This is a genomic window from Sandarakinorhabdus sp. FBCC-B8862, from assembly GCF_059745315.1.
This window is the reverse complement of record NZ_CM185574.1, coordinates 2720039-2736627: the sequence shown is the minus strand read 5'-3', so window position 1 is coordinate 2736627 and position 16589 is coordinate 2720039. Positions and strand designations below refer to the sequence as shown.

Genomic DNA, 16589 nt, shown 5'->3' with positions numbered 1-16589 from the left:
GTTCAGCCGGCCGGTCGGGCGCGCGGCTGCGTCTGGCTAGCGATAGGGTTCACAGGCAATGCCATCGCCATCGCCATCCATCTCTGGCCGGTAAGAGGGCTCGTCACGGTCGATATTCTCGTAACCAGCCGCGCGGGCGTCGTTGCAACCCGCGAAATAGCGGTAGGGCCGGGGCTCGGGCCGAACGGCTTCGACCACATCGGCCACCGCCGCCGTGGCGACCGCCAGGTTGCCGCTGCCTTCGCCATTTGGCATTGTGGCGATCCACCCGGCGCCGCCACCCAGCAACACGCCAACGATGCCGATCACCGGCAAGGTCGCGGCTGATCTTGGCGTGTTGGTCTTGCGCTTGGCCATAGGGCCTTGGCTAATCCACGCAGGATAATTTACCGTAAAGAAGCTGATCTCGGGCGCCGCCAAACGGTCCCTACCCGGCCGCCTTGGCCTTCAGCGCGATGGCAAGGCCGATGAGGGCGAGGATGACGCCGGCCACGGCCGTGGCGGTCCAGGCGAAGCCTTCGGCCACGGTGGAAATGCCCATCGCCACCATCGGCACCACCACGCCGTTCCACGCCGCCTGCCCCGGCCCCACCGTGCGGATCAGCGTGTAATAGAGGCTGAACGCCACAGCGGACGCGGCGATGCCGAGATAGGCGAGTCCAGCCAGATAGACGGGATCGGTGGAAAAGCGTGGGGCCCCATCGACCACCAGCGCCACCGCCCCATCAATGAGCGCGCCCCAGGCCATGGCCCAGGCGAGGCCAGCCTCCAGCGGCATGGCGCGGCCGGCGGGCGTGGCCTGCAGCACATTGGCGATACTGGCGCTGAGCACGCCGGCAAAGGCCAGCGCCAGGCCATGGCCGACATTGACACCGCCCGGACGGGCGAGATCCGGCGCGAACAACAGGGCGACACCAGCGAGGCCCAATATGCTGCCGGCGATGAAGCGCGCCGAGACGCGCTGGCCGAGGAAGAGCGCGCCGAACAGCGTGTTGGGCACCAGCAGGAAGGCGAAGGTGAGGCTGACCAAGCCCGAGGTGACATATTGTTCGGAGCGGTAGACGAGGTTGAAGTTGAGCACGAACTGGGTGACCGCCACCAGCAGCGCAAAGCCGTGCTGGCGAGGCGAGAGGCGCAGCGATTTGCCGGTGAACAGGCAGAGCAGCAGCATGATGCTGGCCCCCAGCGCAAAGCGCCAGGTGACCGACCAGCTGGGCGGCACATCGCCGAGCTGGGTCCGGATGACGAACCAGGTGCTGCCCCAGATCAGGGTACAGCCGGCAAAGGCGGCCCAGGCTTTTGGCGTGAAGCGGCCGGGTGCGGGCGGCGGCGCCATCAGCCGGCGGCCAGGGCGCGGGCCAGTTGCTCCACCCCGTCGGCCGGCGTGTCCCAACTGACCACCAGGCGCACCTGGTTGGAGCCGGCGTCGCCCCAATCATAAAAAAGGAAGCCCGCATCGCGCAGGCGTTGCGGCTCGCCGGGGGCAAGCTGCACGAACACCTCGTTGGCCTGAACCGGATACATCAGGCGATTGCCGGCGGCCTGGGCCAGATGCTGCGCGCCGGCATTGGCGGTGCGGGCGTTGCGCAGCCAGACATCATTTTCCACCATCGCGATGATCTGCGCGGCGTTGAAGCGGCCCTTTGATGGCATTTGCCCTGCGCGCTTGCGGCGCCAGCGCATTTGATCGGCCAACGCCAGATCGAACAGCACGATGGCTTCGGCGCTGAGCCCGCCATTCTTGATGCAACCAAAGCTGAGCGCGTCGAGATCGGCGACCAGTGTGGCCGGGCCATGGCCGAGATGGGCGACAGCGTTGGCAAAGCGTGCACCATCCATGTGCAGGCGCCAGCCACGGACCCTGGCATGTGCCGCGAGCGCCGCCACTTCGGCGGCGGTATAGACGGTGCCGCATTCGGTGGCCTGGGTGAGGGTGAGCGCGCCCAGTTGGACCTGGTGGACATCGCCGCGGTGGCTGGCGAGCGCGGCATCGAGACCTGCGGGCGTCAGCTTGCCATCGGCGCCAGGGCACAGGAGCAGCTTGGCGCCGCCGGTGAAAAACTCCGGTGCGCCGCATTCATCGACCTGCACATGGGCTTCGTTGTGGCAGGCAATGGCGCCCCAGGGCGGCACGAGGGTGGCCAGCGCCAGCGCGTTGGCGGCGGTGCCGGTGCTGACCGGCAGGGCCATGCAGGGCCGGCCGAACAAATCGCTGAACAGCGCATCGAGCTGGCGCGACCAGTCATCACCGTCATAGCCGGCGGGTTGCGCCGGCGCGGCGGCGGCAAGGCCAGCCAGCACCTCCGGGCAGGGCGCTGCGGCATTGTCGGACATGAAGTTGAACAGCGTGGCCATGGCCCACCGATAGGGAGGCGGGCGGGGCAAGGTCAATCACCAAGGATGACAGGCGGATTGCCGCAACGAAAAACGGCGGCTCCCGAAGGAACCGCCGCCTTTCTGTTGGCCCTTGGCTTCGCGGCTTAGAAGGCGAAGTTCAGGGTGGCGCGGGCGCCATGGTCGTCGTTGCGCTTGCCGACCAGACCCGAGTAGCCGAGGCTGAAGCGGATCGAGTCGGACAGGTTCACACCGGCGTCGGCGGTGATGTTGAGCGCCGAACGATCGATCTGCACCGAGCGGATGTTGCCGTTCTGGCCGACAGCCGGGATGCCGATCACGGTCAGCGCATCGCGGTCGCCGCTGGTGCCCTGCCACGACGCGCTGGCGTTCAGCGCCACCTTGCCGCTGGCGACATTGGCACCGAAGCGCATGCCGAGGTTGGTGATGGTGACATCGCTGCTCTGCTTGGCCGCGGTCAGCGCTGCGACGCCGCCGGTTTCAACCAGGCCACCGAAGTCCGCCTTCACATAGCTCAGGCGAGCGAACGGTTCGATGCGGGTATCCGCCGAGCCGGCCAGATCCCAGGCCAGTTCGCCGAACAGACCGTAGGTCGTGCCATTGGTGCGGCCCTGCAGCGTCTGCTGGAAGGTTGGCAGCGTGATGGCGCGGGCGCCATTGCTGCGCGAACCGGCGACGGTGCCGCCCGCGTTCACCACCAGGCCGCCATCCTTGCGATAGCCGGCATAGACGGTGCCACCGACGGTTTCGACGTTCGAGCTGCCACCCAGCACCCGATATTCCACATCCGTGCTGGTGTAGTGGAACATGCCACCGACGGTGATGCCGTTGGCCTTCCAGTCCAGACCGGTGAGGACACCGCGCTGTTCGCTGGTGAAGGCCGTGGCCGCACCGTTGGTCTGGGCCTTGCCCCACGAACCGGCGCCGCGCAGCCAGAAGGTCAGCGAGTTTTCGCCGTCCGACTTGGACACCTGCTGGCCGCCCATGGAGGCGATGCCGTTGTTCAGCCGATCAAGGGCCGCTTCACGGATGGTGCGGTTGCTGTCGAGCACCACACGCCGTTCGGTCGCCCGCTGTTCACCCGACATTTCACGCAGGGTGCGCGGCAGGTTGCTGCCACCGTTGGCATAGACGTTGAAGAACGCCTGCGGGTTGTAGCCCGCTGCCACGGCGCGATCGAAGGCGTTCGCCACTTCCAGCTGGTTGCCGGAGATGCCGCCGAAGCGGTTGCCGAGGGTGACCAGGCTTTGCGGTGCCAGCCGGATGTTTGCGGACGTGGCGGTGTATTCGACCACCGGGTTGAAGGCGATGCCGAACTGATCGAGGCCGGTCGCGCTGGCGAAGGTGCCCGTGCGGCTGGCGCCGGTCGCCACCGTGAACGTCTGGTTGAAGGTGACGAAGTTGCCCGGAACCACCGGCACCGCAGCCAGCGTGCCGCCCAGGGTGAGGACGCCACCAGCATTGATGCGATCGTTGGCCGACGGGGTGAGGTTCACCGTGTAGGTGCCAGCCAGCGTCGCAGCACCGGTCACCGTCAGCGTGGCAGTGTCGGTCGAGCCCGGCGCGCCGGGGTTCACCGAGCCGCCCGCCAGCACGTTCAGCGCACCCACAGTGCCGTTGCCGGTGAGAGCGGCGGCGCTGTTGACGGTGACGGCCGAAACCAGGCTGCCGGTCACGTTCAGGGTGCCAGCGGCCACCGTGGTGGCGCCGGTGTAGGTGTTGGCGGCCGAAACCGTCAGCACACCGGTGCCCTGCTTGGTGACGCTGCCAGCGCCGCTGATCACGCCGCTGATGGTGTAGGTGGCCGGGCTGGCACCGCTGTTGATGGTGGCAGCACCCAGGGTCACCACGGCGTTGGCCGTGTTGAGGCCGGTGACGCCGGCGGCCAGCGTGGTGCCGCCCGTCATCGTCAGGGTGCCGGTGCCCAGCGCGCTGTTGGTGCCAACCGTGATCTGGCCGGCGGTGAGCGCGGTGCCACCCGTGTAGGTGTTGACGCCGTTCAGCACCAGCGTGCCCGCCCCGGCCTTGGTCAGCGACGTGCCGCTGACCACACCGGTGGTGGTGAGGGTGGTGCCGGTGGCGGTTTCGATGGTGCCGCCACCCGTGCCCAACGCCACCGTGCGGGCGGTGGTGAAGCTGGCGGTGGTGCGCAGGGCACCGCCGACCAGGGTGATGCCGCCGCTGGTGTTGCCGAGGTTGGCATCCGCCGCAACCTGCACCGTGGTGCCGGTCACAACCGTGCCGCCGGTGTAAGTGTTGGTGCCAGTGAGGATCAGCGCATCCGTGGTCGCGGCGGCGCTGTCGATGACCGACAGCGGGCCGGTGCCCGAGATGACGCCGCCAAGGGTCAGCACATTGCCGTTCACATCGACCGTGGCGCCGCCAGCCATGCTGATGGCGTTGTTGGCCGTGAGGCCAGCCGCGCCGGACTGCAGGGTGGTGCCGGCAGCCATCGCCAGCGCGCCGGTGCCCAGCGCGGTGCCGGTGCCGATGCGGATGGTGCCACCGTTCAGGGCGGTGCCGCCCGTGTAGGTGTTGGCACCGTTCAGGATCAGCGTCGCAGAACCGATCTTGGTGATCGGGCCCGAGCCGGAGATCACGCCGTTCAAGGTGTAACCAAAGGCCTGCGTGTCGATCGTCAGCGCGCCGCCGACCGAGATTGCATTGGCCAAGGCAACACCGTTGACACCGTTCTGCAGCGTCGTGCCAGCCGAAGTGGTCAGACCAGCCGTGCCCAGCGCGGCGTTGCCGCCGGTGCGCAGGGTGCCGGCCGTGAGCGCAACGCCGCCCGTGAAGCTGTTGGTGCCGTTGAGCACGAGCAGGCCGGTGCCGGTCTTGGTCAGGCTGCCAGTGCCGGAGATCGGACCGACCAGTTCAAGGGCCAGATCCGTGGCCGCAGCAACCGTGGCATTGCCGGCCAGGGTGATGCTGTTCGACACACGGACATTTTCACTGTTCAGCGCCCGACCGACGTTGACCGCGCTGGTCAAGGTGGTGCCACCAGCCATCGTGAGGGCGCCAGTTCCCAGCGCGCTGTCGTTGGCCACCGTGATGGTGCCGGCGTTGAGCGCCGTTCCGCCCGTATAGGTGTTGGCGGCGTTCAGCACGAGGTTACCGCTGCCAGCCTTGCTCAACGGGCCCGCGCCGCTGACGATGCCATTCAGCGTCACCGTGTTGGCAGCGGTGTCGAGGGTGAAGGCACCGCCCATCGCGATGGCATTGGCCAGCGTCAGGTTGGTGCCGGCAGTCAGGCTGGTGCCGGCGGCAGTGGTCAATGTGCCAGTGCCGAGGCCGCTGCTGTTGGTAAGCGTGATGCCGCCGACGTTCAGGTTGACGCCACCAGTGAAGCTGTTGGTGCCACCCAGCGTCAGGTTGCCCGTACCGATCTTGGTGATCGGGCCAGTGCCGGAGATCACGCCATTCAGCGTGTAGCCGAACGTCTGGGTGTCAATGGTCAACGGGCCACCGACGGTGATGGCATTGGCCAGGGTCACACCGGCAACGCCGTTCTGCAGCGTGGTGCCGGCCGACGTGGTGAGCGAGCTGGTGCCCAGCGCCGTGTTGCTGCCGGTCCGCAGAGTGCCTTCGGTCAGGCTGACGCCATCACTGAAGCTGTTGTTGCCGTTCAGCACCAACAGGCCGCTGCCGGTCTTGGTGATGCTGCCGCCACCCGAGATCGGACCGACCAGTTCAAGCGCCAGACCGGTGCCCGTGGCAACCGTCACGCCAGCCGACAGAACGATGGCGTTGGAGACGCGCACATTCTCGCTGTTCAGCATGCGACCGACGTTGACTGCGCTGGTCAGCGTGGTGCCGCCGGCCATGGTCAGCGTGCCGGTGCCAAGTGCGCTGTCGGTTGCCACCGTGATGGTGCCAGCGTTCAGCGCCGTGCCGCCAGCGTAGGTGTTGAGGCCGTTCAGCACCAGGTTGCCCGTGCCGGTCTTGGTGATCGAGCCCGCGCCGCCAATCACGCCGTTCAGCGTGAAGGTGAAGGCCTGGGTGTTGACCGTGCCGTTGCCCAGCGTGGTGATCGCGTTGGCGAGCGCCAGATTGTCAGCACCCGCCAGCAAGGTGGTGCCATCAGCCATGACCAGACCGCCGGTGCCCAGGGCACTGTTGCTGTTCACCTGGATGGTGCCGCTGTTCAGGTTGACGCCGCCAGCGAAGCTGTTGGTGCCCGACAGGATCAGCGTGCCGGTGTTGATCTTGGTGAGACCACCGGTGCCATCGATGTCGCCCGACAGCTGGAAGGTGCCGGTGGACGGATCCACGGTCAGCCCCCCGTTGAGCGTGATAAGATTGGCGACGTTCAGGCCAGACACACCGGCCACCAGCGAGGTGCCGCCAGCCGCCGTGAGACGGCCGCTGCCCAGCGCAGTGTTGGTGCCCACAGTGATGGTGCCGGCGTTGAGCGCGGTGCCACCGGCGTAGCTGTTGGCGCCGTTCAGGATCAGGTTGCCGCTGCCGATCTTGGTGATCGAACCGGCGCCCGAGATCACGCCGTTCAGCGTGAAGCTGTTGGCCTGGGTGTCGATGGTGCCAACGCCCGCGGTGGTGACGGCATTGGCCACAACCAGGTTGTTCACACCCGATTGCAGCGTGGTGCCATCGGCCATCGCCAGCGTGTTGGTGCCCAGCGCGGTGTTGTTGCCGACCTGGATCGTGCCAGCGTTCAGGGCCGTGCCGCCAGTGTAGCTGTTGGCGCCGTTCAGCACCAGCGTGCCAGACTGGATCTTGGTCAGCGAGCCGTCGCCGGAGATCACGCCGTTCAGCGTGAAGGTGCCGGTGCCGCTTTCCACGATCAGGTTGCTGCCAGCGAAGGTCACGACGTTGTTGGCAAGCGCCAGACCGGTGGTGCCGGCCGCCAGCGTTGTCGGGTTCACATCGTTGAACACGGTCAGTTGGCCGCCGCTGAGCGCCAGGTTGTTGCCAACCGTGATGCGGCCGCCAACCAGGCTGGTGCTGCCACCAAAGTTGTTGGCAGCATTCAGCGTCAGGGTGCTGGCCGAGGTCTTCACCAGACCGGAAGCGCCGCCGATCACACCGTTCAGCGTGATGTCGTTCGGGCCGGTGACGACGGTCAGGTCGTTCAGGGTGAAGGCGTTGGCCAGGGTGCGCAGCGCGCCACTGTCATTGCCCAACACCATGAAGTTGCTGGTGACCGCGCCAGTGCCGAGCGCCGTGTCGCTGCCGACGTAGACGGCTGCGCTGGTGACCGTGGTGCCGCCGGCATAGCTGTTGGCACCGTTCAAGTTCAGACGGCCGTTATCGAACACGTTCAGTGCACCGGCACCCGAGACCACGCCGTTCAGCGTGAGAATGGTGCCGTTCACGTCAACACCGCCGGCGTTCGGCGCGCTGATTGTGGTGCCCTGCAGGTCAAGATTGGTCGAACCCGCACCCAGAACCACATTGTTGGCCAGCGTGAGCACCTGGTTGTTCGACGGATCGTTCACGCCAGCCACCAGCGAAGTGCCGCCAGTGGTGGTGATCGTGCCGGTGCCGAACGAGGTGTTGGTGTTGAAGGTGATAGTGCCTGCGGTCAGCGCGGTGCCGCCGGTGTAGCTGTTGTTGCCGGTCAGGATCAGGTTGCCCGAACCCGTCTTGGTCAACAGGCCAGCGCCGCCGATGGTGCCCGACATCGTGAAGGTGTTGGCGCCGGTGGCGACCTCCACATTGCCGATGCTGAAGTTGTTGGCGATCACCAGGTTGTTGGTGTTGTTGGCCAGCACCGTGCCGTCGGCCATCGTCACCAGGCCGGTGCCGAAGGCCGCATTGTTGCCCGCCGTCACCGTGCCTGCGTTGATGCTGCTGCCGCCGGTGTAGCTGTTGGCACCGTTCAGCACCAGGTTGCCGCTGCCGATCTTGGTGATCGAACCGGCACCCGAGATCACACCGTTCAGCGTGAAGGTGTTGGCCTGGGTGTCGATGGTGCCGACGCCCGCGGTGGTGATGTTGTTTGCCACAACCAGGTTGTTCACACCCGATTGCAGCGTGGTGCCACCCGCCATCGCCAGCGTGTTGGTACCCAGCGCGGTGTTGGTGCCGACCTGGATCGTGCCAGCGTTTAGGGTGGTGCCGGCGGTGTAGCTGTTGGCACCGTTCAGCACCAGCGTACCCGACTGGATCTTGGTCAGCGAACCGTCGCCGGAAATCACGCCGTTCAGCGTGAAGATGCCGGCTCCGCTTTCCACGATCAGGTTGGCTGTCGGCTGGAGCAGCACATTGTTGGCAAGTGCCAGGCCAGTCGTGCCTGCCGCCAGCGTGGTCGTCTGACCAGAGCTTGCCTGGACGTCGAGCGCACCCGTGCCAAGCGCGGTGTTGGTGCCCACCGTGATGCGGCCACCGAACAGGCGGGTGTTGCCCGTGTAGTCGTTGGCGCCATTCAGCGTGAGGGTAGAGGTAGAGGCCTTGAGCAGTGCGCCACCGCCACTGACAACGCCATTCAGCGTGATGTCATCCGGACCATTCACCACGGAATTGTTGAGCAGCGTGACATTGTTGGCCAACGTGCGCAGCGAACCACTGTCGTTCGACAGCACACCGCTCGACATCGCCAGCGTACCGGTGCCAAGCGCCGTATCCGTGCCGACAAAGATCGCCGCATTCAAAAGCGTGGTGCCGCCGGTGTAGGTGTTGGCGCCATTCAGGTTCAGGCGGCCATTGTCGGTCACACTGAGTGCGCCGGCACCCGACACCACCCCGTTCAGGGTGAGGCCGCTGCCATTGGTGGAGACCGCACCGGTCACTGTCACGGCATAGAAGGTGCCCTGCAGATCGACAGTGGTGGTGCCAGCGCCGAGCGAGACGGCGTTGGCCAGCGTGATGGACGCACCGTTGCTCGGATCGGCCACACCAGCCTGCAGCGTGGTGCCGCCGGTCGTGGTCAGCGCGCCGGTGCCGATGCTGTTGTTGTTGGTCACCGTCAACGTGCCCGCGGTGAGCGCAGTGCCACCACTGTAGCTGTTGCTGCCCGACAGGATCAGGTTGCCCGCGCCCGTCTTGGTCAACAGGCCAGCGCCGCCGATGGGGCCCGACATGGTGAAGCTGTTGGCGCCGGTGGCCACAGTGACATTGCCGATGGTGAAGGCATTGGCCACATTGAGGTTGTTGGCGTTGTTGGCCAGCGTGGTGCCGTCAGCCATGGTGACAGCGCCGGTGCCCAGCGCGGTGTTGGTGCCAACGGTGACCGTGCCGCCGTTGATGCTGCTGCCGCCGCTGTAGCTGTTGGCGCCATTCAGAACCAGGTTGCCGGTGCCGGTCTTGGTGATCGAGCCCGCGCCATCAATCACGCCGTTGAGCGTGAAGGTGAAAGCACCGGTGTTCACCGTGCCGACGCCCTGCGTGGTGATGGCGTTGGCCAGAGCCAGATCAGCAACACCCGCGTTCAGCGTGGTGCCACCGCTCATGACCAGACCGCCAGTGCCCAGCGCGGTGTTGGTGCCCACTGTGATGGCGCCAGCCGTCAGCGCAGTGCCGCCAGCGTAGCTGTTGGCGCCGTTCAGCACCAGCGTGCCGGTGCCGGTCTTGCTGATCGAGCCAGCGCCGGAGATGACGCCGCCCAGGGTGAGCGTGTTGGCACCGGTGGCGATGGTGCCCACACCAGCGGTGCTGACATTGTTGGCCAGCGTGATGCCATCAGCGCCAGCGATCAGGCTGGTGCCGCCGGCCATCGCCAGCGCACCGGTGCCGATCGAGGCGTTGTTGAACACCGTGATGCTGCCACCGTTCAGGTTGGTGCCGTTGCTGTAGCTGTTGGTGCCCTGCAGGTTCAGGTTGCCGCTGCCGATCTTCACCAGCGTGCCGGAGATGCCGCCATCGGTGATGTTGCCCGACAGGGTCAGTTCATTGCCCTGCGTATCGATGGTGCCCAGACCATTCAGCGTCACCGCGTTGGCGAAGCTGAGACCAGCCGCGGCCGACTGGAAGGTCGTGCCGCCGTTCATGGTCAGCGCGCCGATGCCGATGCTGCTGTTGTTGGTCACTGCCAGCGTGCCGGCATCGATGGTCGTGCCACCAATGTAGGTGTTGACGCCCGACAGGGTGAGGGTGCCAGTGCCGGTCTTCACGATAGAGCCGTTGCCCGACAGGACGCCGGTGAGCGTGAAGGCGCCAGCGCCGCTGTCAATGCTGTTGGAGCCGGTGGTGCTCACCGCATTGGCAATGGTCAGCGTGCCGCCACCATTGGCCAGCGTGGTGCCGCCCAGCAGCGCGATGCTGTTGGTGCCGGCGGCCAGCGCGGTGTTCAGCTGCAGCGTGCCGGCCTGCACCTGGGTGCCGCCGGAGAAGTTGCTGTTGGTGCCGCCCAGCACCAAAGTGCCGGCGCCCTGCTTGAACAGGATGCCATCGCCCTGGAGGGTGCTGTTCACCGTGGCGGTGATGCCGGCGCCGGTCGACACGAACATGCCGGTGCCGACACCGGTGCTCTGGTTGTCGAGGATGCCGCCGGTCAGCGTGTAGCCATCGGTGACGAACTGCAGGCCCTGGGCCGCGAACAGCTGGGCCAGCGTGACGGTGCCGGCGGTGCCGCCAAACACAGCAACGCTGTTGTTGAACCAGTTGGTGTTCAGCTGGCTGTCGGGCAGGCCGGTCCAGTTGGAGCCATTGGCGCTCCAGGTACCGGAGCCGCCATTGACCGCACCGTTGCCAGACGCATCGGCACCATCCCAATATTGGACGAAGGTGCCCGGCGCGGTGACGATCAGGTTGACCTGGCCCGGAACCAGCGTCTGCACCAGGCCGGTGAAGGCGCCCGGCAGGGTTTGCACCTGCACGTTGGTGGAACCGGCGAGCAGCGCGCCCTGATAGGTGAAGAGATTGTAGACGCCGAGACCGAAGCTGCCGCCAACCGATTCGCGGACGGTCAGACGACCGCCCAGACGCAGGTTGGTGACCGACACCGTGTCGTTCAGCGGGCCGCCGAGGACATAATTGTCACCCAGGTCAAAGACCAGCGACGACTGTTCGTTAAGCAGCAGGGTGCCGATGGTGAGCTTGCCAGTCTGGCCGTTGCCGCCGACACCGGCCGACAGCACGCCGGCATTGGCCACTTCGACAATACCGGCAATGGTGCCGGTGCCCGACAGGGTGGCGCCGGCGCGCACGTTGGTCAGCTGGTTGGCATCGGTCAGGTTGCCGGTGACTGCCAGTTCGCCCTGCGCCACCTCGATTTGCGAGGAGATGGTGTTGGCAGCGTTGGCCAGGGTCACAGTGCCCAGGCCGACCTTGTTGAAGACGTTGACATCAGCGCCCGACAGGACGCCGGTCAGCACCAGGTTGCCGTTGCCGCCAACGGTGGCGTTCGGATCGTTGATCGCGACGTTGCTGCCGATGGTGCGGGTGGTGCCGCCGGTGTTGTTGCGGATGCCCGCGGCGGCGTTGATGTTGACGGTGTTGCCAACGCCGAGGGCGTTGTCGTTGTTCACCACCACCACAGCGCTGTTCAGGTTCACATCACCGGTGAAGCTGTTGTTGCCGTTGATGACGATCTGGCCGGCGGTGAGCGCACTGGTGGTGAAGCCACCGGGGCCCGTGATGGTGCCGTTCAGCACCAGGCGGGTGCCGTTGGTGCTGACCGCGCCGGTGACCGGGTTGATGATCAGCAGATTGCCGTTGAGATCGATGGTGGTCTGGCCGCTGGCCAGGTTGATGTTGTTGCCCAGCGTGATGGTCCCGGCACCAGCCGAAAGGCCGGCGACGAAGGTGGTGCCATCCTGGGTGGTGAGCAGGCCGCTGCCGATGGCGTTGCCGTCATCGATGCGCAGGGTGCCGGCGTTCAGGTTGGTGCCACCGGCATAGGTGTTGGTGCCGGTCAGCGTCAGGCGGCCGTCACCGATCTTGGTGAGGCTGCCGGCGCCCGAGATGACACCATTCAGGCGCACATCATTGGCCTGGGTGTCGATCGTGCCGGTCACACCGGCATCGATGCCGACCGTGCGGGCCGAGGTGACGTTGGCGGTGAACTGCAGCGTTGAGTTGCCGGTGAAGCTGACGCCGCCACCCAGCGCGCCCAGCGCACCGTTGCTGGCAACCGAAACGGTGCCGGCATTGATGATGGTGCCGCCGGCATAGCTGTTGCCGGCATTGCCGAGCACCAGGGTGCCGTCGCCGATCTTCTGCAGGGCCTGTGCGCCGTCCACGACGCCATTGGCGGTGAAGGTGGTGCCGCCATCGACATTGATCGTATCAGCCACGGCGCCCGCCAGCGTGATGCCGCGGGTGCTGGTGAAGGTGGCGGTGGTGCGCAGTTCGGCATCGTTCAGGGTGAGCTGGCTGCCCGCGGCGCCCAGGCCCGAGTCGGCGCCGATGATGACGCTGCTGCCGGTGACGTTGGTGCCGGCGGTGTAGGTGTTGACACCGTTCAGGAACACGCGGCCATCGCGGGTGCCGGTGCCGCCCGTGGAGATGATGTTGAGCGGGCCGGTGTCGCCAACGGCGCCGTTGATCACCAGATCATTGGTGGCGGCATCGAAGGTGGCCGAGCCGGCCAGGCCGATGTTGTTGGCCAGCGTGCGGTTGCCTTCGGCGACAAGCGTGGTGCCGGCGGCCATGGCGACGTTGCCGGCGCCCAGCGCAGTGTCACTGGCGGCGACGACCGTGCCGGCATTGATGTCAAAGCCGCTGAAGCTGTTGCCGCCGGCCAGGGTCAGCGCACCGGCGCCATTCTTGGCCAGCACGCCGCCAACGATTTGGGTGTTGATGCGGGCATCATTGCCGCCAACGTTGATCGCCGAATTGTTGGCGTTGAACGAGCCGACACCGCCCAGCACATAGCCGGTGGTGACAAAGCCCATCTGATCGAAGTTGATCGCGCTGGCGACATCAACGGTGCCGGCAGTGCCGCCGAACTCGATATCGTCAGTGGCGTTGTTGCCATAGGCGAGATTGAAGGTGCCGTCGCTGTTGGTGAAGTTGGTGTTGGTCAGGTTGAAGGTGCCCGAACCACCATCGATCACGCCGTTCGGCACCAGGTTGGCGCCATCCCAGCGATAGGTGCCGGTGAAGGCGACATTCAGCTGCACGACACCGGGGCCAGATGCCACCGGGCCGGCCAGGATCGTGTAGGTCACGTCAACCGGGGCCGGGTTGCTGATGGTCAGGCCGTTGTTGGCAACGAGGTTGCCATAGGTGATCAGCGTCCGGTTGCCGACGCCGACATTGAAACCGGCCAGCGGCGTGATGTTGAGCACGCCATCCAGGGTCAGGTTGTTGTTGACGACGATCAGATCGGCATCGGTGCCCGGAACGCCGGCGATGCCGGCCAGTTCGAAGTTCAGGTTGGTGCCGTTGGCCAGCACCAGATTGCCGAAGGTAAGCGTGCCGGGGCTGTTGCCCGGAGCGAGCACGGACGTGTCGTTGAGGGTGACAGTGCCGGCCGCCGTGCCGGCGCCGACCAGCGAGGCGCCGGCCTGCACGGTGACATCGCCAGCGATGCTGCCATTGAGGCGCAGCGTGCCTTCCTGCAGGTTGAACGCGCCGGTGAAGCCCGTCACGATGTTGGAGCTGTCACCGGTCAGCAGCAGGGTGCCGGTGCCGGTCTTGGCCACGGTGCCAGCACCGCTCAGCACACCCGACAGAGTCAGCTGGTTGGTGCCGGTGGCGATCGTCGCGTTGCCCAGCGTGAAATTGTTGGCCAGCGTGCGGCCGCCGATCACTTCGGTCGGCAGGGCGAGCGTGGTGCCGTTGCCCAGGTCGACCGTTCCGGTGCCAAAGGCAGTGTCGCTGCCGGCCACGACGGTGCCGGTGTTGACCACCGTGCCGCCCGTATAGGTGTTGTTGCCGGTGATCACGAGGCTGCCGGCGCCGGTCTTCACCAACGAGCCGCTGTTGTAGACGGTGCCGCCCAAGGTGAGCGTGTTGCCGGCGGTATCAACAGAGAGCGGACCGGTCAGCGCGATGTTGTTGGCGATGTTCAGGCCATCAACGCCAGCCTCGAGCGTGCGGGTGGTGCCAGCGAAATCGGTGGTGGTGACGTCATTCTGACCCAGCGCCGCGTTGTTGCTGACGACGATGCGGCCATCCGAGAAGCGGACGCTGTCAATCGTGTTGGCAGCGGTCAGACGCAGCGTGCCGGTGCCATTCTTGGCCAGGAAGCCTTCTTCACCGGGCACGGCGCTGCGGTTGGAGAGCACGCCGTTGATGGTGACGTCATCGGTGCCGAGCACCACCAGCGCGCCCTGGACCAGGATATTCTGGTTCAGCGTGACCGCCGCGCCCGAAATGAAGTTCAGGCCGGCTTCGTTGGCGGTAATCTGGCCGGTGCCGAGCGCACCGGCATCCTGGACGCGAACGGCTGCATGATCGATGGACAGGGCTTCCAGCGTGTTGGCCGCAGCCAGACGAACACGGCCGCCGCCCACGATATTCAGCGTGCCGCCGGTGATCGTGTTGTTGAGGGTGAGATCAGTGCCGTCGATGATCGCCAGACCAGTGGCATCGCTGAACTGGAAAGTGGCAAGATTGCCGAGCAGATCGATGGTCGCGGAACCACCAGCGGCAATGTTGATTGCGCGGCCGCTGTTGGTGACCAGACCGGCGGGCACCGCCGTTCCAACTGCCAGCGTGGTGCCATTGGCAAGGTTGATGGCCGCCGCGCCGCCGCCGAGCGCACCGCCGGAACGAGCCTCCAGGCGGCCGCCGTCGATGGTGATCGCGCCCGTGAAGCTGTTGCCGTTGCGGGTCAGCACCAGGGTGCTGGTGCCGGTCTTGGTGATGCCGCCGGGGCCCGACACAACGCCGTCCAGTTCCAGCGTGCCGGCGCTGGTGATGCTGATGTCGCCATTGAGCACGACGTTGCCGGCGATGGAAACCGGCGCAGCATCGGTCACGTCAAACTTGGTGCCGCCGACAAAGCGCAGGCTGGCATTGTTGACGGCCGCCGCACCATTGATCTGCAGCGTGCCATTGTTCACGCGGACCTGGCCCGCGTTGAAATCGTTGGAACCCGTGAGCGCCACCGTGCCGCCGGTGCCGGCACCAAGGGTGAAGGCCCCCGTGGTGTTGATGTTGCCCGCCAGCGTGAAGGTCTGGCCAGCATCCGGCGTGAGCACGGTGAGGCCAGCGGTGCCGTTGATGGCGTTGGCGATGGTCAGGCTGGTTGCCGCATCAGCCTGCGCCAGGGTGGTGGTGCCAGTGACCGACAGCGCACCGGTGCCTAGCGCATTGGCATTGCCCAGCCGCAGCGTGCCGCCGTTCAGTTCGGTGCCGCCGGTGTAGGCGTTGACGCCATTCAGGATCAGCACGTTGGAGCGGGTCTTGGCGATGCCGCCATCGCCGGAAATCACGCCGTTCAGCGTGAGCTCTGCGCCAGCCGGGCCGGGGGCCACGGTGAGCACCTGACCTGCGGCCACGTTGATGGCGTTGGCAACGCTCAGGATCGGGCTGGCAGTGGTGGTGGCGAGCGTGCCGCTGCCGGTCACCGAGAGCGCACCGGTGCCCAGCGCCGTGTCGGCACCAATGCGGATCAGGCCCTGCTGCAGGGTGACACCACCAGTGAAGGTGGATGCCATTGACAGGGTCTGCTCACCAGCGCCCGTCTTGACCAGGGCGATGTCGCCGGTGATCGTGCCGCCATAGTTGGTGTTGGTTGGGTTATCGATGGTCAGCACCGACTGGACAAGGCCAGTGTTGGTGATGGTGCCGTCGCTGAGGGTCAGACCGGCCACGGTCGCATTGAAGCCCGCCATGTCGAGCACGCCATTGGTGGCGACGCCGAAGATCGAACCGGCCGACAATGCCGTGTTGGAACCCAGGATCAGCGTGCCGGCGGTGACCGAGGTGTTGCCCGTGTGCGTGCTGGTGCCCGTCAGCGTGAGGGTGCTGCTGCCGGCCTTGGTGAAGGCAAGGCGGCCGGCGCCGTCAGTCAGCGTGCCGCCGAAGACGAGGGGAGTGTTGGCATTGACACGGAGCGTGCCGAGCGTCGCATTATCGTTGAGGATGGTGTCCGCCCCGTTGATCGGGGCACCGACGAAATCGGTGACGGTGACCGTCACGCCATTCACATCGAACGTCACGGCCGACGCCGGAACCAGCGCGGTGCCGGCCAGCATGGCAGCTGCCATGGTCAGCCCGATTCGCCGCGCCTTCACACCCTTCGCAAACCGGCTCTCTCCACCGAAAGCACCGTTAAGAATCACGGCTTCGCGGCTCTGCGTAACGTTCGACATGCTATCCCCCGAGGACAAACTGATGGCACTGTTGGCCGGAACTCTATTCAAAACCTACGGAAATGCAAC

Annotated in this window: 4 protein-coding genes; all 4 read right to left on the bottom strand. The window is 66.2% G+C overall.

Annotated features, from left to right (window positions below):
* Positions 1–36: 36 nt before the first annotated feature.
* Complete coding sequence (locus tag AC6BOR_RS13175) at positions 37–357, bottom strand: excalibur calcium-binding domain-containing protein (RefSeq protein ID WP_498058840.1); 321 nt, start codon at positions 355–357, stop codon at positions 37–39.
* Positions 358–427: 70 nt separating this feature from the next.
* Complete coding sequence (locus tag AC6BOR_RS13170; RefSeq protein WP_498058839.1) at positions 428–1336, bottom strand: DMT family transporter; 909 nt, start codon at positions 1334–1336, stop codon at positions 428–430.
* Positions 1336–2355 carry a threonine aldolase family protein gene (locus AC6BOR_RS13165; RefSeq protein ID WP_498058838.1) on the bottom strand — a complete coding sequence of 340 codons (1020 nt, stop codon included), beginning with the start codon at positions 2353–2355 and terminating at the stop codon, positions 1336–1338. The genes AC6BOR_RS13170 and AC6BOR_RS13165 overlap by 1 nt, the downstream gene beginning before the upstream one ends.
* A gap of 125 nt (positions 2356–2480) precedes the next feature.
* Positions 2481–16415, bottom strand: coding sequence for an autotransporter-associated beta strand repeat-containing protein (locus AC6BOR_RS13160; RefSeq protein WP_498058837.1), 13935 nt, complete (start codon positions 16413–16415; stop codon positions 2481–2483).
* Between the last annotated feature and the right edge of the window lie 174 nt (positions 16416–16589).

Coding starts and splice junctions, on each gene's coding strand:
- AC6BOR_RS13175 (WP_498058840.1), bottom strand. CDS start 357: ATGGCCAAGCGCAAGACCAACACGCCAAGATCAGCCGCGACCTTGCCG.
- AC6BOR_RS13160 (WP_498058837.1), bottom strand. CDS start 16,415: ATGGCAGCTGCCATGCTGGCCGGCACCGCGCTGGTTCCGGCGTCGGCC.
- AC6BOR_RS13165 (WP_498058838.1), bottom strand. CDS start 2,355: ATGGCCACGCTGTTCAACTTCATGTCCGACAATGCCGCAGCGCCCTGC.
- AC6BOR_RS13170 (WP_498058839.1), bottom strand. CDS start 1,336: ATGGCGCCGCCGCCCGCACCCGGCCGCTTCACGCCAAAAGCCTGGGCC.